The sequence below is a fragment of the Brevibacterium pityocampae genome (assembly GCF_039541555.1).
GTDB classification, from domain to species: Bacteria; Actinomycetota; Actinomycetes; order Actinomycetales; family Brevibacteriaceae; genus Brevibacterium; species Brevibacterium pityocampae.
This window is the reverse complement of the sequence record NZ_BAABGL010000012.1, coordinates 91,643-112,998: the sequence shown is the minus strand read 5'-3', so window position 1 is coordinate 112,998 and position 21,356 is coordinate 91,643. Positions and strand designations below refer to the sequence as shown.

Here is a 21,356-nt window from a genome sequence, read left to right as displayed (position 1 = left end):
GTTCCGTCTCCGGAACCGGGGGATTCTCCCTACTGGTGGCGGGGGAGGGATTTGAACCCTCGACCTCCGGGTTATGAGCCCGGCGAGCTACCGAACTGCTCCACCCCGCGATGCGTTCTCAACTATACGTGAACGCCAGGTGACCACCAAATCGCCGGGAGGTGATCTGCCTCACCGCGTGGAGCGGCCCGGAACCAGCTCGCGCGATCAGCCCTCGCCCTCGGCGGGCGCCTCGGTCGGGGCCTCCCCCTCGGCGGGCGCCTCGGCGTCGGCCGGGCCCTGCTCGACCTCGAGCGCGCGCTCGAGCGCCTGGCGGAGACGCTCCTGCGCTTCGCCATAGGCGGCGAAGTCGCCGTCCTGGAGAGCCCGGTCGGCATCCTCCATCGCCTGCTTCGCCTCGTCGAGGGCCTCCTGCACCGACTCGTCGGGGGCGGATGCTCCGGCCCCCTCCCCACCGGCACCGGTGCCCGCCTCGTCCTCGGTGTCCTGACCGGCCTTGTCGGCATCGCCGGCCTGCACACCGGAGTCGCCGCCGAACACCTGGTCGAGCGCCTCGTCAAGCGTCGGCGCGAAGCCGATCTCCTCGCCGAAGGCCACGAGCACGCGCTGGAGCACCGGGTACGAGGTCTCGCCCGCGGAGCGCACGTAGACCGGCTGCACATAGAGCAGACCGCCGGCCACCGGCAGCGTGAGCAGGTTGCCGTTCTGCACCTCGGACTCGCCCTGCCGCAGCAGGTTGAGGCTCGTCTGGATCTCCGGCTCGGTGTTGAAGTTGTTCTGCGCCTGGCCGGGGCCGGGGAACGTCGTGTTGCGCGGCAGCTGGAGGAGCCTGAGCTTGCCGTACTCCTCGCTCGGCGCGCCCTCCTCCGAGCCCGCATCCGCGGACGCGGCGAGGAAGCCGGTGAGGTTGTTGCGCGTCTGCCCGTTCGACTGCCGCGGGATGAACGACGAGGTCAGCGAGAACGACGGCGCCTCCTGGGTGGGCATCCGCAGCGTGAGGTAGTACGGCGGCTGCACGAGGTTGCGCTCGGCGTTGACCGTCGGGTCGAGCGGCTGGGTCCAGAAGTCCTGCCCGGTGTAGAACGAGTTCGAGTCCTCCACGTGGTACTGGGTGAGCAGGGAGCGCTGGACCTTGAAGAGATCTTCGGGGTAGCGCACGTGGCTCATGAGATCCGCGCTCATGTTCTCCACCGGCTGCACGAGGTCGGGGAAGATCTTCATCCACGTCTGCAGGACGGGGTCCTTCTCGTCCCAGGCGTAGAGGTCGACGGACCCGTCGAAGGCGTCGACGGTGACCTTGACGGAGTTGCGGATGTAGTTGACCTGCTGCGGTGGCAGCGCCTGGGTGGCGCCGGAGCGCTCGGTGTTCGAGTCCTGCGTCGCCTCCTGGAGGACCTGCGGCGTGGAGTACGGGTACTCCGGCGAGGTCGTGTAGGCGTCGACGATCCACTTGATCTTCCCGTCGATGACAGCCGGGTAGGGATCGCCGTCGACCTCGAGGAACGGCGCGACGCGCTGCACCCGCTCGCGCGGGTTCCGCTCGTAGAGGATCTGCGATTCGGGGTTGAGCGCATCGGACAGGACGATCTGCTCGTCCTGGAACTTGATCGCGTAGAGCAGGCGGTGGAAGAACGAGCCGACCGCCGGGCCGCCCTCGCCGGAGAAGGTGTTGTAGACCTGGGCGGAGCCGTCCTCGCCGTCGGCCGGGTAGTCGATCTCGCGCGGGTCCGAGTCCTCCGGCGCACCGACGATCGAGTAGCGCGGGGAGCGCTCGCCGAAGTAGATGCGCGGCTCGTACTCGCCGAGCTCACCGGTGGGCGGGATGTTCGCCTCGAGGAAGGCCGGCTGCCCGTCGTTGCCCTGCTGGTTGCCGTAGGCGGCGACGACGCCGAAGCCGTGGGTGTAGACGACGGCCTGGTTGAGCCACGAGGAATCCGCCTGGGAACCGGGATTGAGCTCGCGCAGCGCGATCACGGTGTCCTGCATCTGCCCGTCGATCTCGTACCGATCGACGTCGAGCTGCTCGGGGAAGCCGTAGAAGGGACGCTGCTGCTGGAGCTGGCGGAAGGTGTCGGAGACGAGGTTCGGGTCGAGCAGGCGCACCGAGGCGGCGGTCTCCGCGTCGGCCCGCAGCGCACCGGGTTCCCCTTCGACCGTGGGGCTGTAGGGGATGACCTCGACGTCGTCGATGCCGTAGGCGCTGCGGGTGGCATCGATGTTGCGCTGGATGTACTCGTTCTCGAGGCTCTGCTCCGAGGGCTGCACCTGGAACTGCTGGACCCCGGCGGGCAGACCGATGATCGAGATCCCGCCGAGCACGACGAGCATGATCACCGCGACCACCGACAGCTTCCACACGTTCGCGAAGGCGTTCGCGGCGAACAGCACCGCGACGGCCACGGTCGCGAGCGACACGATGAGCATCGCCGGGAGCGTGATGTTGTCCCCGGTGTAGGTGGCGCCGGTGACGATCCCCGAGGTGTTGGTGAGGTTCTCGTAGCGCAGTACGAACAGCCGGCCGGCCTGCACGAGCAGCAGGAGCGCGGCGGTGATCGCGAGCTGCACGCGCGCGGTCCTGGTCAGGTGGAGACCGCGCTCCTCGCCGGGACGGATTCCGCCGAACAGGTAGTGGGAGACGACCGAGGCGATGAAGGCCAGCAGCGTCACCATGCCGAGGAAGTCGAGCGCCACCCGGATCACCGGGAGGACGAAGACGTAGAAGGACATGTCGTGGCCGAACTGCGGATCGGGAGTGCCGAAGGGAGTGGCGTTGAGGACCATGAGGGCCTGGGTCCAGGCCGCCGAGAGCGCGACGCCGCCGAGCAGTCCGAGCACGGCCGGCAGCGCGATCGTCATCATCCGGCGCAGCGGCTCGACGGCCTCGCGGTACCGGTCGAGGTTCTCCTGGCGCGGGGTGACGGGCGCGTAGACCGGACGGTTCCGGTGGGCGATCCGCAGGCAGTACCACACCGGCACCGCCATGACGAGGAAGCCGATGACGAAGAGGACGACCTTGGTGATCCACTCGGTGGCGTAGACGGAGAGCACGCCGAGCTGGTCGAACCACAGCACCTCGGTGTAGACCTGCGCGAAGATCACGAAGAGCACGAGCAGCACCGCGACCGCGATGAGGGTGAGCATGAGCGGTGAGGGCTTCTTCGGCTTCATGCCGGTCGAACGGCCTCCTGGTGGGGCAGCGAAGGTCACGCGTGTCCTTTCCTAGCAGCGTCGGACATCAGTTGGCCGCGGCGTCCTGGCAGGACGGCAGGTTCCCGGTACGGTCCGCGGCGATGTCCTGCACCGCGGAATGAGCTTCTGAGAGGGTGCCCACGGCGACGACGGCGAGTGCGTCGGCACCCCGGGCGCCGAGCACCTCGGCGCAGTTGTCGGTCGGGGACAGGAAGAACTCGGCGCCCGACTCCGCGGCGGCGGACACCTTCTGGCGGGCGCCTCCGATCGGGGCCACGGTGCCGTCGGGGCTGATCGCCCCGGTGCCGGCGATCGCCCGGTCCCCGGTGAGGTTGCCCGGGGTGAGCTCGTCGATGATCGCGAGGGCGAAGATCGTCCCCGCCGACGGTCCGCCGATCCCCTCGACGTTGAAGGTGACGTCGAACGGGAAGTCGAAGGCCTGCGTCATCGTCACGCCGATCATCTTCTGGCCGTGCGCCTCCACCGGGGCGACCTCGACGTCGAGCGGCTCCCCGGCGCGCTCCAGGCCGAGGACGACCGTGCTCTCCGAGCTCCGCACGGCGTCGGCCACGGTCTGCGCGGCGGCCTCGTCGCCGCCGATCTCCGCACCGTCGACGGCGGTGATGATGTCCCCCGGCTGCACCTGGCCCTCGGCCGCCGAGCCGGGGACGACCTCGGCGACGGTGATGACGGAGCGGTAGTCGATGCCGAGCTCGCCGAGCGCGGCGGCCGTGGCGGTGTCCTGGGAGGAGGCCATCTCGGCGGCGTTCTGCCCGGTGACGTCCTCCCGCGTGGTGGTCAGCGGATAGTACGCCTCGGTCGGCACCACGGTGTCCTCGGCGCTGACGACGGAGCGGAGCACCTGGGAGGCGTTGAGGCTGCGGCCGGGCCCGCCGGCGACGGCGACGGTGAGGAGGTCGAGCGTGCCCTCGGCCTCGTAGGTCTCGGTGCCGGTGATCGTGATGAGCTCGTCGCCCTCGACGGGTTCGAGGGTGTTGACGACAGGCCCGGGCATCTGGATGAGATAGGGCACCGGGACGAGGGCCGCGACGAGCACGAGGAGATACGTGACGATCCCCGAGACGATGGTGCCGTCGGACCGCTTCCGGCGCGACCGTGCGGGCGCTTCGGGGCCGGTGACGGCAGGCTCGCTCACGCAGGGGTTCCTTTCGGTCTCGGCTCTAGTGAAGTGTAGGCCACGGCGATCGCGGTGACCCAATCGTGACCGGGTGCCGGCGCCCTCGCCGCCCGGGCGACGATTCAGCCACGGGCGGACACCGGCGATTCGCGCCCCCGGTTCGGAAGGTTTGACCAGCTTCGCTCGGTAGGCTTCTCAGCAGGCCCGTGGATCGCACGGGATCGCTCACCGCGCACAGCACAGCACCAGCGCGCCGCCCGTGCACGGCACGCGGCACGCGCGCACCGCGAGCAGCACCGACCAGCACATCAGCGGAGCCGAGGCTCCGCGGACGACCGAGGGAATGGCATGACCGACAAGAACCGCGAAGGCGACCAGCCCGACGACAACAACGACCCGCTCGGCAACATCTTCGGGATGCTCTTCGGTCCCGGCGGCCAGATGGGCGGTGCCTTCGGGCAGTCAGGTTCGGGTGGGCAGTCCGGTTCGGCCGGACAGGCGGGCCCCGGCGGCCTCCCGTTCGATCCGGCGATGCTCGGCGGCATCATGCAGCAGCTCCAGGGCATGCTCTCCGGCGGTTCGCAGACCGGGGGCATGCGCGCGGCCGAGCAGCACATCCCGCAGCCCGACCCGGAGGTCACCGAGGAGGTCACCCGCGCCTCCCACGACGCGTTCCGCCTCGCGGAGCTCTGGCTCGAGGACGTCACGACCTCCGCCGTCGGCGTTCCGGAAGCGATCGCACTGACCCGCCGCGAGTGGGTCGAGCAGACCTTCGAGGGCTGGCAGCGGCTGGTGCGACCGATCCAGTCGAACATGTCCTCCGCGCTCACCGCGAGCATCGCCGAGCAGGCGCCCGAGGAGCTCAAGCCGATGCTCGCCGGCGCGGGTCAGATGTTCACCTCGATGAGCGAGTCGATGTTCGGCATGCAGCTGGGCGAGGCGCTCGGCGCGCTGTCGGGCTCCGTGCTCAGCGGCACCGAGTACGGTCTGCCGCTCATCAAGGGCAGCCGGCCCGCTCTCATCGAGGCGAACATCACCGGTGCGGCCTCCGAGATCGGCGTCGAGGCCACCGAGCTGCGCATCCACCTCGCCGTGCGCGAGCTCGCACTCCTCTGGCTGTTCAAGCGCTCCCCCTGGCTCGCCGGCCACGTGGAGACCGCGCTGAGCAAGTACGCCTCCGGGATCGAGCTCGACCTCGATCGAATCCAGGGCATGGCCGGCTCGATCGATCCCAGCCGCATGCAGGAGATGAGCGAGGAGATCCGCCGCGGCCTGTTCGACCCGAAACCCACCGAGGCGCAGCACCAGGCGCTCACCAGCCTGCAGAACCTCCTGTCGGTGATCGCCGGCTGGGCCGATGTCGTGGCCTACCGGGCGTGCGCACAGCTCGGCTCGCGCGACACCATCCGCGAGGCGCTCCGCGAGCGCCAGGCCACCGAGGGCGCGGCGGACCGGACCTTCGCCCAGCTCGTCGGCATGGACCTGCGCCCGGCCCGGCTCCGCGATGCCGCGGCGCTGTTCTCCTACCTCGAGCAGACCGAGGGGCCCGAGGCGCGCGACGCGGTATTCAACCACCCCGACCTGCTGCCGACGACGCAGGACCTCGACGACCCGCTGGGCTACCGCGAGCGTCGCAGCCAGGAATGGTCGACGGACTCCTCGATGGACGAGGCGCTCGCCCGGCTGCTCGCCGACGAGGGCGCCGGCTCCGCTGGTGACGACGACACCGGTTCGCCGACCACCGGCCCCGCCGACGCAGCTGCCGCCCCGAGCACGGATGCATCCACCCCGGACGATGGCGATGCTTCCGCGGCCGGGGACGGCCCCGCCGACGGCGGCGACCCCGGCGACGGGGACGACGATCGTCCCAGCGGCTCCACCCCGCCGTCCCCGTGACGCCCACCGGCGGCAGCGCCCCGGGGGCCCGCACACAGCTCGCGGCGCGCGAGCTGCGCTCCTGGCCCGCGCCTGCCGACCGGATCGATGAACAGGCTGCGGCCCGGGCCTTCCTCGCCTCCGCCGGGGCCGCCGCCCTCGACCGCGACGGCGGGCCCGAGCACTTCACCGCGAGCTGCGTGGTGTTCGACCTCGATGCCCGGCGTGTGCTCCTCCACCACCACCGCAAGGCCGATGCCTGGGGGCAGTTCGGCGGACACATCGAGGCCGCGGACTCCTCGCTGCGGGCCGCGGCCCTGCGGGAGTGCCTCGAGGAGTCCGGCCTGACCCGCGTCGACTGGTTCTCCCCCGCCCCGATCGACCTCCATGTCCACGGCCTGCCCGCGGCCTTCGGCGCGTGCCGGGTGCACCGCGATGTCGTCTACGGCGCGTCGGTGGACGCAGCGGCGCCGGTGAGCGCCTCCGAGGAGTCGCTCGCCGTGGCATGGTTCGACCTCGAGGAGCTGCCGGAGAACATCCTGCCCGACCTGCCCGGCCGCCTGCCGGGACTGTTCGAGGCGGCACACTCCGCCCGCACCGTCGATGCGGGACGCTCCTGATCCGCTCCCTCGTGCCCTGGCCGATCCTGCTCACGGGTCCAGGTGCCGGTGCCGCGACTCGATCCCGGCGACCCACCTCGGTCCGGGCCCTGCGCCGTCGACCCGGCGGCGCTCCTCGGCCGCGGCGGCGCACCACGAACCCGGCAGCGCGACTCAGTCCCGGTGACGCGCAGAGGCCTCCGCCGCGGTCTCCCCGTAGGAGAAGCCGGTGAGGAAGACCTCGGCCCTGTCGGTGTCCGGGTGGCGGCGGGTGAGCGCGGTGAACGCCGCCGAGTGGTCCGGCACACGCAGGTGCGCGAGCTCGTGGACGAGCACCGATTCGAGGACCCAGCGCGGCACCTCGCGCAGCCGGTCGGAGACCCGGATCTCCCGGGTCGCCGAGGTCGCCGAGGCGAAGCGATGGCGCTGGTTCGTCACCCAGCGCACCGAGGCGGGCGCGATCCCGTCGTCGAAGCAGCGGTCGTTGAGCTCGGCTGCGAGGCGTTCGAGCTCGGCGTCGCCGCGGGGCGCGGTGCGGGCGCGCTTCTCCAGTCGCGCGATGAGCGAACCGATGTCACCGGCATGGCGGTCGACGTCGTACCGGGCGGGCACCGCGACGACGTACGAGCCGTGATCGCGGCTCACCGAGATCGTCTTGCGCCGGCGCGCCGACCGCCGGACCGTGATCGTGCCGTCCGCGAGTGCGGCGATGACCTCTCGTGCCTCCATACCACCACCCTAGAGTGCGCCGCTGACACGGGCCCGCCACGTGCACCGGGGCACCCCGGTCGGGTGCGGGGCCCCGGGCGCCGAACTTCCGGCGGAAATTTTCGCCCCCGCCCCTGTCCCCGCTCACCCAGCCCGCGACACGCCGCGCCCACCGGGGCGGATCGGGCACCCTCGGAATCTCGCGCGTTCCCGCATCCACACCGTCATCCACAGGCGCGGGCACACTCGTCAACAGCTGGCGCCGGCTTGTGCACAGGCGCCGGGACGCCCGGTGTTGACGGCACCGCGGGGGCCGCATAGTTTGAGGTGTCAGACCCCCGGAAAACCCGGGTTTCATGGGCAAGGGGAAGGCTCATGAGATCCCGAGCGCGGCTGGGGGTCGACCACCCGGGCAGGGCCGGTCAGCTCCTGCGGATCATCGGATGCGCAGTGGGCTCCGACCCTGCCCGGACCCGGTCCGGGACTCTCCCGCAGAGGTTATCCACAGGCGCGTCCGGGGACTGTTCGCGCGCACCGCCAGTCGGTAGCCTCCGGATCAGGAGGTGCATCAGCGGTGTATCAGCTCTTTCACTCGGTGCCGGTGGTCTGGCGCAGCGACCGGTGCGTACAGTTCGGGATCGACGAACCGATCCTCATCGACGGCCTCACCCCACAGGACACGGAGCTCATCTCCGTCCTCCGGATGGGGATCGGGATCGACGACTTCTTCGACCGGGCGGAGCATCTGGGCGTGTCCTCGGCCCGCGCCTCCTCCCTGCTCGCCCTCCTCGACGAGGCCGGGGTCCTCGTGCCGCTCGGCCCGGACGCGGCGCCTCGGCGCCCCACCGTCCACGTCGATCCCCTCGCCGCGAACCTCGGCGTCTCCCCCACGCAGATCGCCGCCACGCTCGCCGCCACCCCGGTGCTCGTGCTCGGCCCCTACGCCGAGGAGCTCCTCCCGGTGCTCGCGGCCGCCGGCTTCGACGCCCATCGGATCGGCCGGGCGGAGGAGTCCACCGGGTACCGCTCCCCGCTCGTCGTCCTCACCGGGGTCTGGGTGGAGGACGCGGTCTCGGCGGGATACCTCGTGGAGAACGGGATCGACCACCAGCAGGTCGTCGTCGGGCAGGCGCAGGCGACGATCTCCCACGTCATCGTGCCCGGCTCCACACCGTGCACCCGCTGCCGGGTCAATCTCCGCACCGAGGAGGACGCCGACTGGCTCCTCGCCTGGCGGACGCTGTGGAAGCAGTCTCCCCGGCCGGCGCGCACCGATCCGGTGCTCAGCACCCTGGCGGTCGCCCACACCGCGCTCGTGCTGCGCAACCATCTGCTCGGCTGCACCCCGGTCCCCGTCGACGCCGTCGTCACCCTGCCGAGCGGCGCGGTGACGGAGATCGGCGTCGACTTCCACGGCGAGTGCGACTGCCGGATCCCCGTCGCCGGACGGTTCCACGTCCCCGCCTGATCCCGCGCTCCCCCGGGCCTCACATCGAACCGGAGTGCGCCTCGACGAGCGCGATGATGTCCGCGCCGAACTGCTCGCACTTCACCGGGCCGATCCCCGGGATCCGGTCCATCTGCGCCGCCGTGCGCGGCCGCACCTCGGCAATCGCGTTGACGGTCGCGGTGGTGAGGATCATGTAGGCGGGCATCCGGAGCCGTTCCGACTGCTCCCGGCGCCAGTCGAGCAGCGCCACGAGCAGGTTCGCATCGACCTCGCCGGGGCAGTCGCCGCAGCGCTGCAGCTTCTGCTCCACCGCGGTCACGAGCGTCCTCCCGCAGCGCGTGCACCGCACCGGGGCCGTCCGCGCCCGCGGGTTCCGGGTTCCCGCACGCTGTCCGGCGGGCCGGGTGGAGGCCCCGTGCGCACTCTGCATCTCCCCGATGAAGCGCGAGGGCGAGCGCCGGGACCGGCGGCCCTCCTGACGTGCGAGCGACCAGCTCAGCGACAGCTCGGTGCGGGCCCGGGTGAGCGCGACGTAGAACAGCCGCCGCTCCTCGGCCACCGCCGCCGGCGTCGTCGCATAGCTGATCGGCACGAGCCCTTCGGACAGCCCGACGAGGTGCACGCTCTCCCACTCGAGACCCTTGGCCGCGTGCACCGAGGCGAGCGTGACGCCGTTGACGGGAGGGGCGAACTGGTGCTCCTGACGGTCGGCGAGGTCGCTGAGGAAATCCTGCAGGGGTACGGGCAGCTCCGACTTCTCCTGCATCGATGCGGCGAGCCCGACGAGGGCGTCGAGCGACTCCCAGCGCTCCCGGCTCGCCCCGGCCCCGCTCGGGGGGCGCGGTGCCCAGCCGATCGCATCGAGCACCTCGCCGACGAGCTCCGGCAGCGGCCGCGGAGCCAGCCGGGCGGCCGAGGCGCGCAGCAGCGCGATCCCCTCCTTGACCTCGCGTCGGGCGAAGAACCGCTCTCCCCCGCGCAGCACGTATCCCACTCCCCGGGCTCCGAGCGCGTCCTCGAACGCGCGGCTCTGCCCGTTCGTGCGGAACAGCACCGCGATGTCCGAGGCCCGCCGGCCCCGGGAGATCTCCTCGGCGATCCGGGCGGCGACAGCCTCGGCCTCCGCCTGGTCGTCGGCGTACTCGGTGAACACCGGAGCCGGGCCGCTGCGCCCGGTGCTGCGGAGCACGAGCGGGGTGCGCCCGGTGTGGGACAGGACCGCGTTCGCCGCCTGCACGATCTGCTCGGTCGATCGGTAGTTGCGCACGAGCGAGATGCTCTGCGCTCCGGGCAGGCGCGAGGGCAGCCGCAGCAGGAAGGAGTCGGTGGCGCCGGCGAAGGTGTAGATCGTCTGCGCGGGGTCGCCGACGACGCACAGGGACTCGCGTCGCCCGAGCCAGCGCATGAGGAGGTCGTACTGGAGCGGGGAGACGTCCTGGAACTCGTCGACGACGAAGTGGCGGTACTGCTCGTGGACCTGCGCGGCGATGTCCTCCCGGGTGGCGAGGAGGCCGGTGAGCGTGAGCAGGATGTCCTCGAAGTCGAGGAGACGCCGACGGGACTTGATCTCGCTGTAGGCGCGCATGATCTGCTCCATGCCGGCCGGGGTGATGCCCGGGGGCAGCTCGCGGTGCGCGGCCTGCGCCAGATAGTCGTCGACCGCGAGCATCGAGACCGCGGCGTACTCGATCTCGGCGGCGACGTCGCGCACCACCTCCCGCTCGACCTCGAATCCGGCTTCGGCCATCGCGCGGGAGAGGACCCCCGCCTTCTGGCCCAGGAGCTCGGGGAAGGGTCCCTCGGCGAACGCGTCCCAGAAGTACCGCAGCTGGCGCAGCGCGGCGGAGTGGAAGGTGCGGGCCTGCACCCCGGGCACGCCGAGTGCACGCAGCCGCGCCCGCATCTCGCCGGCGGCCTTCGAGGTGAAGGTCAGCGCGAGGACGTGGCGGACGGAGAAGGCGCCGGTGGCCGCTCCGTACGCGATCCGATGCGTCATCGCGCGGGTCTTGCCCGTCCCGGCGCCGGCGAGGACGACGAGCGGGCCGCTCACGTGCTCGGCGACCCGCCGCTGCTCCGGGTCGAGATGCTCGAGCAGTGCGGCGGCGGCCGCCGGCTGCACTGCGGTCATGCTCCCCCGGAGAGCCAGGCGGAGAGGATCTGCCCGGCGATCGAGACGTCGCCGGGCACCCACACGGTGCCGGCCGCGGTCTCCGCGGTGAGCTCCTCGCGGGTGAACCAGCGCACGCGGGTGATCTCGTCGCCGTCGGCACGGGTGTCGCGCGAGACGGCCTCGGCGGTGAAACCGAGCATGAGCGAGGAGGGGAACGGCCACGGCTGCGAGCCGACGTAGACCGGGCGCACGCAGTCCACCCCGGCCTCCTCCCAGACCTCGCGGATCACCGCTGCTTCGAGCGTCTCCCCGGGCTCGACGAACCCGGCGAGGAGCGAATAGCGGTCGGCCGGCCATTGGGCGTTGTTGCCCAGCAGGAGGCGCTCGGTGCCGTCCCCGTCGGTGTGCACGACGGCCATGATGACGGCGGGATCGGTGCGCGGGAAGTGCTCGCTGCCGGTCTCCGGGTCACGGCGCACCCAGCCTCCCACAGCCGGTCGGGTGGGCGACCCGTTGCGGGGCGAATGGGTGTGCGTGCGGTGCCAGTTGCCGACTGCGACGAGGCTGCAGGCGAGCCCGATGTCGAGGTCGTCGAGCTCGGTGGCGACATGGCGGAGGTCGAGCCAAGTGGGCTCCGTGACGTGGATGCCGGTGGTCGGTCCGTCGAGGAAGTCCTCGGCATCGCGGTCGCGCTCCGCGGCGAGCCGTGCGTCGACGGCCGAGCGGCCGGCGTCGTCGAGGTCGATGCCGATCCTGTCGGCGCCGTCGGGGTCGATCCCGAGGTAGATCTGGGTGCCCCCCTCCGGGACCTGGTCCGCGGTGACGGTGACGAGGTGCCCGGAGGCGATGAGCAGGTAGCCGCGATGGGCGAGGACGCCGCGCGTCCCGGACCGCGCCCAGACCGCGGAGAGGTCGCCGTCCGTGCCGCGCGACAGGTGGTTGCGGCGCACGCTGCTGCGTGCCAGGCTGGCGGGCTCGAGGAGCGGCAGGGGTCTCATGGTGTCCACGATAGCGAACCGGACGGACACGGCCCGTCCTTCGGGTTTCCGGGTGCGGATCCGTGCGCCTCATCGCCAGGGCCGCCCTGCGGCGGTAGTTTGGAGGGGTGGAGACTCTCGACCTCAAGATCGCTGCCGCCACCGCCGGAATCCTCGACGGGTTCGAACCGCAGTCGTGGCTCGCGCTCGACGACCCGCGCGGCCACCGCGTGCTCGTGTCCGACGGCGAGCGCTCCGTCGTCGCCGTCCTCGTGCCGAGCGCAGGCGCGGAGGGAGCCGATGCGGAGGAGTACGCCGCCGCACTGCTCCGCGGGCTGCTGCCGGGCACCTCGGTGACCTTCCCGCAGATCCTGGGGCGGCTCGCGGTGCCCGCTGAGCAGTTCGACTCCCGCGGGGAGGAGATCCGGGTGTGCGCACCCCTGCCGGGCACGCCGGCCTCCACCGTCGCCTTCGCCGACTCCCCCGCCCTCGTGACGGCGCTCGCGGAGTTCCTCGCCGAGCTCCACAATGCCGACCCCGGGGACATCGCGGACTCCGGCCTCGCCGTGCTCGACAGCGCCGAGGAGCGGCAGCGCCTCCTCGATGCGCTCGACGCCGGAGCCGCCACCGGCCAGGTGCCCTCCGTCCTGCTCTCGCGCTGGGAGACCGCCCTGGAGAATGTCGCGACCTGGCGCTTCTTCCCGTGTGCCGTCCACGGCGGCCTGTCGGAGGACGCACTGCGCACCGAGGGTGGCCGGATCGCCGCGGTCACCGACCTGGGGCGGCTGCACATCGGCGACCCGGCCACCGACCTCGCCGCCGTCACCGCACTCCTGCACCCCGATGCGGTCGAGGAGTTCTTCACCGTCTACCGCGGTCACCGCGCAGGCCCGGACCCGGGCCTGCGCACACGGGTCGAGCTCCGCTCGGAGCTCACCGCCCTCGACTGGCTCCTCGAGGCCCGCCGGGGCGGCGACGACGGCGAGATCGCCGATGCCGTCGCGCTCCTCGCCTCGCTCGCCGAGCTCACCGATGCACCGGCCGAGGGGCATCCCGGCCCCTACGGCGGCACGGGCCCCGAGGATGCGCAGGGCGCTGCGCCCGCGGCACCCCCTGGCGAGCAGTCGGCAGAGGCGATCACGGAGCCGGGCGCCGCGGCCGAGCAGCCCGCAGACGCGACCGGGCCCGAACCGAAGCCCGTGCCCGGGCCCGAGCCTCTGTCCGGTACGGGCGCAGACACCGGAGCCGACCCCGCGGCCACCACCTCTCCCCCGGCCCCGCGTCGCACCGCGGTGCGCGCCGGCGACGTCTTCCGTCCCACCGCACCGGTGACGCACGACATCGACGAGGAGTCGGCCTCGGCAGTCCCGACGGAGCGGATCACCGGCCCCGAGGACCGCTGACCCCGCCGCCCTCCCGTCCCTGCTGCGCGAGGTCGTCGGCGCCGGATTCGAGGGCGGCGACGAGCTCCGCGGCCCCGAGCAGGCGTGGAGCGCGCACCACCCGGTCGCTGCCGAGGAAGTAGAAGGCCGCGTCGATCGGGAGTCCGGCGTACTCCGGCATCCGGGACAGCGCGAGGGCGTAGACGGACAGCTGGACCGCCATGGTCCCGAGCTGCTCCTCCCCGGGCGCCCGCGCCGTCTTCCAGTCGACCACCCGCAGACCCTCAGGGGTGCGGAACACCGCATCGATCTTGCCGGGCACGTGGATGGCGGGGCCGTCGGCCCGCTCGAGCACGAGCTCGAAGGGGAGCTCGATCTCCGCCGGCTCGAGGCGGGCGAACTCCGAGGCCACGAATACCTCGGTGAGCTCGGCCAGCCGCCGCCGGGCCGCGCCGGACAGCGCGGCGACCGCCGGGTCGACGTCGACATCGCCGAGCGCGGCCTGCCCGTAGTAGTTCTCCACCCAGGTGTGGAAGGCCGTGCCCAGGCCGGTGGCCTCGTTCGGGGCGTAGGGCATCGGGCGGCGCGTGCTCGCGGCGAACCCGGCGGGATCGTCGAGGAACGCGACGATCCCCGTCGTCGACAGGCGCGCGGGGACGGCGAAGTCTGCGCCGCCTGCGGTCCGGGCCTCGTCGAGCGCGATCACCCGAGCGGCGAGCGCCCTGACCTCCGGGTCCGCAGCGGATTCCGCGAGGGACTGCAGGTCGGGGTGCTCCGCCCGGCGCGCGTCCAGCAGGTCGAGGTGGGCGCGCTGCTTCTCGAGGCGCGCGGTGTCGACGACCGGCCACGGGATGCCGGTGGTCGCGGCGGTCGCGCGCTCGCCGGGATCCTCGGCCTCCGGCAGCTCGCTCTCGTCGTGGCCGAGCACCTCCATCGCCTCGTGGAGGAACGGGGAGAACTCATTGGGTTTCGTGCGGGTCGTGTGCAGAGCACCGCCGAGCCACAGGCGGGCCTTGGCCCGGGTCACTGCGACGTAGGCGAGCCTGCGCTCCTCGATGAGGTGGTGCTCCTCGAGCCGCGGTCGGACGTTCGTCGCGAGCCACTCCTTGAATTCCGCGGGTGAGGAGCCACCGTGGGCCAGCAGATCGAGTGGCGGCAGCTTCGCCTGGTCGCCGCGCAGGGGGTAGGGCAGTGCCCCGGGGGCGAGCCACCCCTTCGTCTCCCGGAGCCCGGTCGGCAGGTCGCCCACCACGCAGTCGGGGATCGCGACCGCGTCGAACTCGAGGCCTTTGGAGGAGTGGATCGTCATCACCGTGACCGCCGTCGGGTCCGGCTCGCTCTCCGGGTTCGCGAGCGCGTCCTTCGACTCGAGCACCGTGACCCAGTCGAGGAAGGTGCGCACGGTGCCCTCCGGGTGCTGGGCGGAGTAGTCGAGGGCGAGGGAGACGAAGGCGTCGAGCGAGGCGCGGTGCACCTGAGCCGCGGCGGCGGGCAGCGCGTCGACCTCGGTGTCGATGTCGAGCTCGCGGATGACCTCGCGGACGAGCCCGGGGATCGTCGTCGTCGACCGCCGCAGGGTGCGCAGGGCTGCGGCGAGCCGGGTGATCCTGCGCAGTGCCGCCGGAGACAGCCCGGTGGCCCGGGCATCAGCCTGCGCGCCGGTGGTGAGGAGGTCGTCGATGCCCTCGACGAGGGTGATGTCCTCGATCTCCGGCGCCGGTTCCGCGTCGCCGGCACCTCCCGGGCCCGGAGCTCCGACGGCCTCGGGCCCGGCGGGCGACAGCCGCTCCCGGAGGCGGCGGCTGCGGTGTCGGGTGAAGCGGTCGAGGGCGGCGATGTCGGATACACCGAGCCCGCAGACCGTACCGCTGAGGAGCCGCATGAGGTGGTCGCCGGCACCGGGGTCGACGAGCGCCTGGAGGGCGCTGTGCGCGTCTGCGACGAAGGGGTCGTCGAGCATACCGGTGGATCCGGCGATGTGGACGTCGAGCCCGGCGGCGGTGAGCGCGTGGGCGACGGGGGGGAACTGGCTGCGCTTGCGGCACAGCACCGCCCGCGTCCGGGTAGGCGTCTCCTTCCCGATCTCCACCAACCACTGCGCGAGCCCGGCCCACTGGTCGGAGCCGTACTCCGGATCGGGATCACCGGGGGTGGCGGAGATGTCGACGCGACCGGGTCCGGCGCCAGGTCGTGCGGTGAGCGCGTCGTCCGGGTCAGCGTCGGGCAGCGCGGCGGCGAGCCGGTTCGCCACAGCGAGGACGTCGACGTCGTTGCGCCAGCTCGTGCTCAGCGTGAGCGAACGGGCGGGTGTGCCGTCCGGGGAGCGGAAGTGGAGCGGGAACTCCCCGATGTTGCGCGCGCTCGCCCCGCGCCAGCCGTAGATCGACTGCCGGGGGTCGCCCACCGCCATCACGGGCAGGCCGGCGAACACGGTGCGGAGCAGCTCGAACTGGGAGTCCGAGGTGTCCTGGTACTCGTCGAGCATGACGACGCTCCAGCGCGCGCGCTCGATGCCGCGCACGGCCGGCACCTCGGTCATGATCCGGTGGGCGAAGGCCACCTGGTCGGAGAACTCCATGGCCGAGCCGGCGCGCTTGAGATCGAGATAGCGGCGGGCGAGGACCGCGACCCGGCGCTTGTGGGCGAGCGGGAGGACGGTGTCCGGGCCGAGGCCGCCCCCGGCGAGCAGATCGATGAGCTCGAGGCGCGCGGGATCCGCTGTGCGCGCCCGGCTGCGCGGACCGGCGGGGACCTCGCCGAGCCCGGCGCGGGCTGCGAGCGCCTCCGCCTCGTCGACGAGCTGCTCCTTCTCCTCCTTGGGGATCCTCTTCCGGCGGATGGCGTCGAGATGCGCGGTGAAGGACTCCCCGGTGAGGAACGCATCGAGGCAGTCGTCGAGGTGGTCGATCACCGCTTCCGGGGTCTGCAGGTGCTCGTTGATCTGGGAGGAGAGGCCCAGGATCTGGTCGATGGCCGTCGAGCGGGCGACGTTCGGGGGGATCTCCCGGTCCGTCGCGGCGTCGACCACGGCGCCGGCGAGCTCCATCGCGTCGGCGATGTCGAGCAGTCGGGACTCCGGTTCGACGCCGATCCGCACCCCGTGGTCGGACACGATCCCGGCGGCGAAGGAGTTGTACGTCGTCACGGTGGGGACGTCGAGCCCGGGCAGGTCCGTGGCGCCGCGCCGGTCGCCCTCCGCCGCCCGGAAACGGTGGAGCAGCCGGCGGATCCTCTCGTTGAGCTCCCCCACGGCCTTCCGCGTGAAGGTGAGGCCGAGGATCGACTCCGCGTCGACGATCCCGTTGGCCACGAGGTAGACGACGCGCTGGGCGATGACGGTGGTCTTGCCCGAGCCCGCTCCGGCGATGACGACGGCGGTGTCGAGCGGGCCCTCGATGATCCGCTGCTGCTCCTCGGTGGGCGGTTCGACGCCGATGATCTCGGCGAGTCGGAGGGCGGTGTAGCGCGGTGCGGTGGGGCTCATGCGTCATCGGCTCCTGCAACTGGTGCGCCGGCGAAGGCCGGGCACGATGATCTCACCGGACAGCTGCGGCAGATGTCCGGACTCGGGGTGGCGACGAAGCGCGCCGAGCGCATGCCCTCGGCGATGCCTCCGACGAGGGTCTCCGCCCAGGCGGGGTCCGCGGCGTCGCCGAGCGCCGGCTGCTCCCGGGTGGTCGGCTTGGTGTTGCGCAGGTAGACGAGCTCCGCCCCGGCGGGCTCGCCGTCGACGCGGGTGCCGTCGGCGCGCTCCGTACCCCCCGCCCGCAGCGCGAACTGGTAGACCCCGAGCTGCGGGTGCGTGGTGCCGTCGGCTCGGGACACGATGGTCTTCCCGGTCTTGAAGTCGACCGGGCGCACACCGTCCGGGGCACCCGCACGCCCGGGGATGATCTCGAGCCGGTCGATCCGGCCGGTGATCCGCCAGGGCGCACCCGGGGCGCCCTGTGGGGCCGCGGCGTCGACGCCCACCTCCACGGCGACCTCGAGACCCGGGCGCTGCTCGAACGACTCGCGCAGGTACCGGTCGAGGTTCTCCACCATGCGCCGCCCGGTCGCGTACTCGCGGTCGCGCTCCCATGCGGCATCGAACGCGATCTCGGCGAACCCCTCGTCGAAGTCCGCGATCATGTCCGCGAAGCCGCCACGGGGGTAGGCTTCGGCGATCGCATGGATGAGGGTGCCGAGGCTCTGCGCCCGCGAGCTCGCGGTGCGCCCCCCGTGCCGGGTGAGGAACCAGCGCAGGGCGCAGGAGGTGAAGTCCTCCGCGGTGGAGGGGGAGATCCTGGCTTCGTCGTCCGGCCCGAGCAGCGGGGTCGACGTCGTCACCTCCTGCCAGGCCGTCCAGTTCTCCGGGGCGGCCTCCGCCACGCCGTGCGCGGCGAGCGCGTGGAGGAGGTCCGCCCACTCCTCGGTGTCCGCGCCGGAATCCGCCGCTGCCACGAAGCGGCTGCGGGCGCGGGCGGCGGCCTGGCGCGCGCTCACCGGGAGGAGGTCCGATACGGCACTGCCGCCCCCGCCCATGTCCGCACCGGCATCCGGGCCGTCATCGAGAGGAGCGGTGGGAGCGGTGAGCTCCTCCACCGCGGGGTGGGCAGCCACGGTATCGAAGAACGCGCTCGGCGACGTGTCGCCGTCCTCGAGAGCCATGACGACGAGTTCGTCGGCGGCGCGGGTGATCGCGCTGAGGAACAGCCGGCCCTCGTCGACGATCGTCGCACGGCGCCGGCGGGCGTACTCCGCGCCCGGGTCCGGGTCGGGCTCTCCTCCGGTGAGGCCGAGCAGGAGGGCCTCGGTGGCGAACATCGAGCCGCGCACACGGGGGTCGGGCCACTGCCCCTCGTCGACGTCGACGACGACGACCCGGGAGAAGCTCCGGTGGGCCAGTGCCGCCGGTGAGTCGACTGCCACAGCAGCCTGCGTGCGGCGGGCGGCGAGCGAATCCTGCGCGAACTCCTGGTCGGCGACGAGGGCGGCGAAGGACCGCGCCCGCAGCGACTCCCGGTCCGCGAGGTCGTCCCCCAGCTTCTCCGCCAGGGAGATCAGGCGCAGGACCGCGTCGAGGCGGTCGTTGATCGGGTCACCGGGGCTGCTGAGCGCCCGCGCCCGCCACGCCCGGGCGACCCCGGTGGCCTGCCAGAGCCGCCACACCGCGGTGTGCGCGTCTGCGTCGGCGGAATCCGCGGCGGTGTCGAGGACCGTCGCGAGGGTCCGCAGCGTGTCGGGCAGCTGCGCCGGCGGCAGCTCCTGCAGGGCGCGCACGAGCACGGAGCGGTGCGGTGCGGAACGTTCCCCGCCATCGTCCGGAGCGCCACCCGCATGCCGTGACAGGAGGACGGCGGCCTCCCGCTCGAGTCCGCGCAGCGCGACCGGATCGACGCCGAGATACGGACCGGTGAGGAGTTCGCGCACGAGCCCGTCGAGGGCGTCCGGGTCCCCGAGATCGACGGTGAGGGCCCGGAGCAGCGGGGCGGTGGCCGGGTCGGTGCGCAGCGGGAGCTCGACGGCGCCGACCGGGATCCCGAGGTGCCCGAGCTCCTGCCGGAGTGCGGCCGCGGTGCCGGAGGTGCGTCCGATGACGGCGATGTCGGACCAATCCGTCCCGACGTCGTGGAACCACGCGCGCAGCAGTGCGGCCACGGTGCGTGACTGCTCCGCCGCGGAGCGGGAGAGCGCCACCCGCACGCGGGAGCCCCCGTCCGGTGCGTCAGCCGCCGCGCGCGGGACGTGGCCGCGCGCGAGGTCCGTGGAGATCCGCCGCGCGAAGTCCTGGGACACCGCGGCGATCGCCCCGGCGCCGCGCACGTGCCCGGCCGCGGCCTCGAGGACGATCGGCCGATGGCCCGCGGGTCCGGCGATCGCCGGGGCGCCGTGGGCGGTCACCGCGGCGACGACGGAGCCCGAGCCGCCCCGGAAGCCCTGGGTGCCGGTGTCCGGGGAGGCGGCGACGGCGATCCGAGTGCCGAGGTCACGCAGCCCGCTGAGGACCGCGACGGCGGCGTCGGGGAGGTCCTGCGCCGCGTCGACGAGCACATAGCGCGGGACGATCTCACCGGAGAAGCTCCACCGCCGACCGGCGACGGTGCCGGCGTCGCGCTCCTCCCGCAGCACCGCCGCGGCCTCGGCGAGGACGGCGGCGGTGTCGACACCGCCGAACACCGGCACCGCGAGCTGGTCCTCGTAGTCCTGCAGGACCTGGGCGACGGCGGTCCACTCGGGGCGACGGGCCGCCTGTGCCGCGTCGAGCACGTCCGCGGGCGCGAAGCCGCGCTCCATCACCCGGTTGAGCACTTCGCGGAGCTCGTCGCGGAAGCCCGCGGTGCGGCGCACCTCGGCGGTCATGTGGGCGGGCCACGCCGGCGGTGCCGCCCGGCCCTCCTCGTATCCCTCGAGGAGCGCGGCGAGCAGCGCATCCTGGTCCGGCCCGGACACGAACTTCGTGCCGGCGCCGTCACGCACCGCGGCGTGGGCGGACACGATCCCGAAAGCGAGCGAGTGGATGCTCCGGGCGGCCGGGGCCGTGCGCACCCGCTCAGGGTCGAGTGCGATCCGGTCGCGCAGATCCGTGGCGTGGTCCCGGGTGGGGGTCAGCACGAGCGTGTCGTCCGGCCCCGTCCCCGGCAGCGCCGCGAGCCGGGCGTGGACGGCGAGGAGCAGCGCGGTCTTCCCGGTCCCGGGAGCGCCGACGACGCTGACCGCCTGCCCGGCGGCCAGCGCGGCGGCGAGCGCCGCGGGGTCCGCGCCGCTCCCGGCAGCCGCTCCCGGCGCGCTCGGCAATGCGTCCGGCCTTGGCCTTGCATCGGCCGGTGCGTCGGCCTGCGCTTCCGAGGGTGTGCCCGACGGTGATGTTCCCCTGCTCGTTCCCATGCCGCCCATTCCATCACGCGGCACGGACACGGGTGTGATCTCCACGACTTGTACTCTCTGGTCTGGACATTTGCCTTTGGGTCAGCGATTCTGGCGATAAACTGAGAGGATGACGAAATCTCAGAGAATGCCCCAGGCCCAGCGTCGGGACCAGCTGGTCGCAGTGGCCACCGAGGTCTTCTCCCGCTCGGGATACCGCACGGCTTCGATGGATGCCGTCGCGATCGCCGCCGGGGTCTCGAAGCCGGTCCTCTACCAGCACTTCGACTCGAAGCAGTCCCTCTACCTCGCCGTGATCGATGCCGCCAACGCGGTCTTCGATTCCGTGCTCACCGAGGCGCTGCACTCGAGCGATGACAACGAGGAGCGAGTGGCCGCGGCGATCTCGGCCTACTTCTCTTTCGTCACCGATCATCGGTCGGAGTTCCTCATCATCGCCCGCGCCGATTCCTATGAGCCCGGCGCGGTCAAACGTGCGAGCAGCTCGACCGATCGGGCCGCGATGTGGATCGCCGAGCTCATCGAGCGCGAGTCCGCCGCCACGACCGCCGAGGCGAAGCTCCTCGCCGTCGCGATCACGAGCATGGCCGAGGCCGCCGCGCTCCAGCTCGCGGAGACCGCCGAGTTCGAGGCCGACGCCGCCGCCCATCTGATCTCCGGAGTGCTGTGGAACGGCGTGGGCTCGCTGTCCGACTCCGAGGAGGCCGAGGCCGGAGGGGGCTCCGCCGCTCCCGTTCCCGCGGACTAGAGTGGTCCCGGACCCACCCCCGAGCGTGGAGCCGACCGGCTGCGCCGAAATCGACGAAGGAGACCCATGGAGATCAGGATCGGCGTGCAGAACGCCCCCCGCGAACTCGTGCTCGAGAGCACCGCGACGGCCGACGAGGTCAACGAACAGGTGAAGGCGGCTCTGCAGGACGGTGGCATGCTCAGCCTCGCGGACGCCAAGGGTCGGCAGGTCTTCGTGCCCGCCGCCGCCCTCGCCTACGTGGAGACCGGCGAGGAGCAGCAGCGCCGCGTCGGGTTCGGGGTGGGCTGAGACGTCGCCCCGGGCGTGAGCT

General features: G+C 72.6%; 13 protein-coding genes and 1 tRNA gene. 6 read left to right on the top strand and 8 right to left on the bottom strand.

Going from position 1 to position 21,356, the window contains the following annotated elements; all coding sequences use genetic code 11:
* Positions 1-33: 33 nt before the first annotated feature.
* The 3 genes from ABD883_RS09515 to ABD883_RS09505 form a co-directional block, all read right to left on the bottom strand.
* Positions 34-110, bottom strand: a tRNA-Met gene (locus ABD883_RS09515).
* 97 nt (positions 111-207) lie between these two features.
* Positions 208-3,207: a UPF0182 family membrane protein gene (locus tag ABD883_RS09510; RefSeq protein ID WP_425548429.1), complete on the bottom strand. Its 3,000-nt coding sequence runs from the start codon at positions 3,205-3,207 to the stop codon at positions 208-210.
* Between the two features lie 28 nt (positions 3,208-3,235).
* A complete protein-coding gene (locus ABD883_RS09505; RefSeq protein WP_295689501.1) occupies positions 3,236-4,345 on the bottom strand; it encodes a YlbL family protein in 1,110 nt (369 codons plus the stop codon).
* A gap of 330 nt (positions 4,346-4,675) precedes the next feature.
* Between ABD883_RS09505 and ABD883_RS09500 the strand changes: the two genes are divergently transcribed.
* Both ABD883_RS09500 and ABD883_RS09495 read left to right on the top strand, forming a co-directional pair.
* Positions 4,676-6,223: a zinc-dependent metalloprotease gene (locus ABD883_RS09500; protein ID WP_295689499.1), complete on the top strand. Its 1,548-nt coding sequence runs from the start codon at positions 4,676-4,678 to the stop codon at positions 6,221-6,223.
* Positions 6,220-6,822, top strand: coding sequence for an NUDIX hydrolase (locus ABD883_RS09495; RefSeq protein WP_254668758.1), 603 nt, complete (start codon positions 6,220-6,222; stop codon positions 6,820-6,822). Before ABD883_RS09500 ends, ABD883_RS09495 begins: the two co-directional genes overlap by 4 nt.
* A 153-nt stretch (positions 6,823-6,975) precedes the next feature.
* Here the strand turns inward: ABD883_RS09495 and ABD883_RS09490 are convergent, their stop codons facing one another.
* On the bottom strand, positions 6,976-7,530 hold the full coding sequence (locus ABD883_RS09490; RefSeq protein WP_137319386.1) for a M48 metallopeptidase family protein: 555 nt from the start codon (positions 7,528-7,530) through the stop codon (positions 6,976-6,978).
* Positions 7,531-8,083: 553 nt separating this feature from the next.
* Here ABD883_RS09490 and ABD883_RS09485 point away from each other — a divergent pair.
* Positions 8,084-8,977: a hypothetical protein gene (locus tag ABD883_RS09485; protein ID WP_137319385.1), complete on the top strand. Its 894-nt coding sequence runs from the start codon at positions 8,084-8,086 to the stop codon at positions 8,975-8,977.
* A 19-nt stretch (positions 8,978-8,996) separates the two neighbouring features.
* Here ABD883_RS09485 and ABD883_RS09480 read toward each other — a convergent pair whose 3' ends face one another.
* Together ABD883_RS09480 and nudC are read right to left on the bottom strand one after the other, a co-directional pair.
* On the bottom strand, positions 8,997-11,087 hold the full coding sequence (locus ABD883_RS09480; protein WP_295689496.1) for an ATP-dependent DNA helicase UvrD2: 2,091 nt from the start codon (positions 11,085-11,087) through the stop codon (positions 8,997-8,999).
* Positions 11,084-12,067: an NAD(+) diphosphatase gene (nudC, locus tag ABD883_RS09475; RefSeq protein ID WP_295689494.1), complete on the bottom strand. Its 984-nt coding sequence runs from the start codon at positions 12,065-12,067 to the stop codon at positions 11,084-11,086. The genes ABD883_RS09480 and nudC overlap by 4 nt, the downstream gene beginning before the upstream one ends.
* A 107-nt stretch (positions 12,068-12,174) precedes the next feature.
* Between nudC and ABD883_RS09470 the strand changes: the two genes are divergently transcribed.
* Positions 12,175-13,449: a phosphotransferase gene (locus tag ABD883_RS09470; protein ID WP_295689492.1), complete on the top strand. Its 1,275-nt coding sequence runs from the start codon at positions 12,175-12,177 to the stop codon at positions 13,447-13,449.
* Here the strand turns inward: ABD883_RS09470 and ABD883_RS09465 are convergent.
* Both ABD883_RS09465 and ABD883_RS09460 read right to left on the bottom strand, forming a co-directional pair.
* Complete coding sequence (locus tag ABD883_RS09465) at positions 13,427-16,912, bottom strand: ATP-dependent helicase (protein WP_295689491.1); 3,486 nt, start codon at positions 16,910-16,912, stop codon at positions 13,427-13,429. The genes ABD883_RS09470 and ABD883_RS09465 overlap by 23 nt on opposite strands.
* Complete coding sequence (locus ABD883_RS09460) at positions 16,909-20,205, bottom strand: UrvD/REP family ATP-dependent DNA helicase (RefSeq protein ID WP_295689490.1); 3,297 nt, start codon at positions 20,203-20,205, stop codon at positions 16,909-16,911. The genes ABD883_RS09465 and ABD883_RS09460 overlap by 4 nt, the downstream gene beginning before the upstream one ends.
* 199 nt (positions 20,206-20,404) lie before the next feature.
* Between ABD883_RS09460 and ABD883_RS09455 the strand changes: the two genes are divergently transcribed.
* Positions 20,405-21,043, top strand: a complete 639-nt coding sequence (locus ABD883_RS09455) for a TetR/AcrR family transcriptional regulator (RefSeq protein WP_295689489.1) — start codon at positions 20,405-20,407, stop codon at positions 21,041-21,043.
* Positions 21,044-21,109: 66 nt separating this feature from the next.
* Entirely contained in the window at positions 21,110-21,334 is a 225-nt protein-coding gene (locus tag ABD883_RS09450) for a DUF3107 domain-containing protein (protein ID WP_137319378.1), read from the top strand.
* The last annotated feature ends 22 nt before the right edge of the window (positions 21,335-21,356 follow it).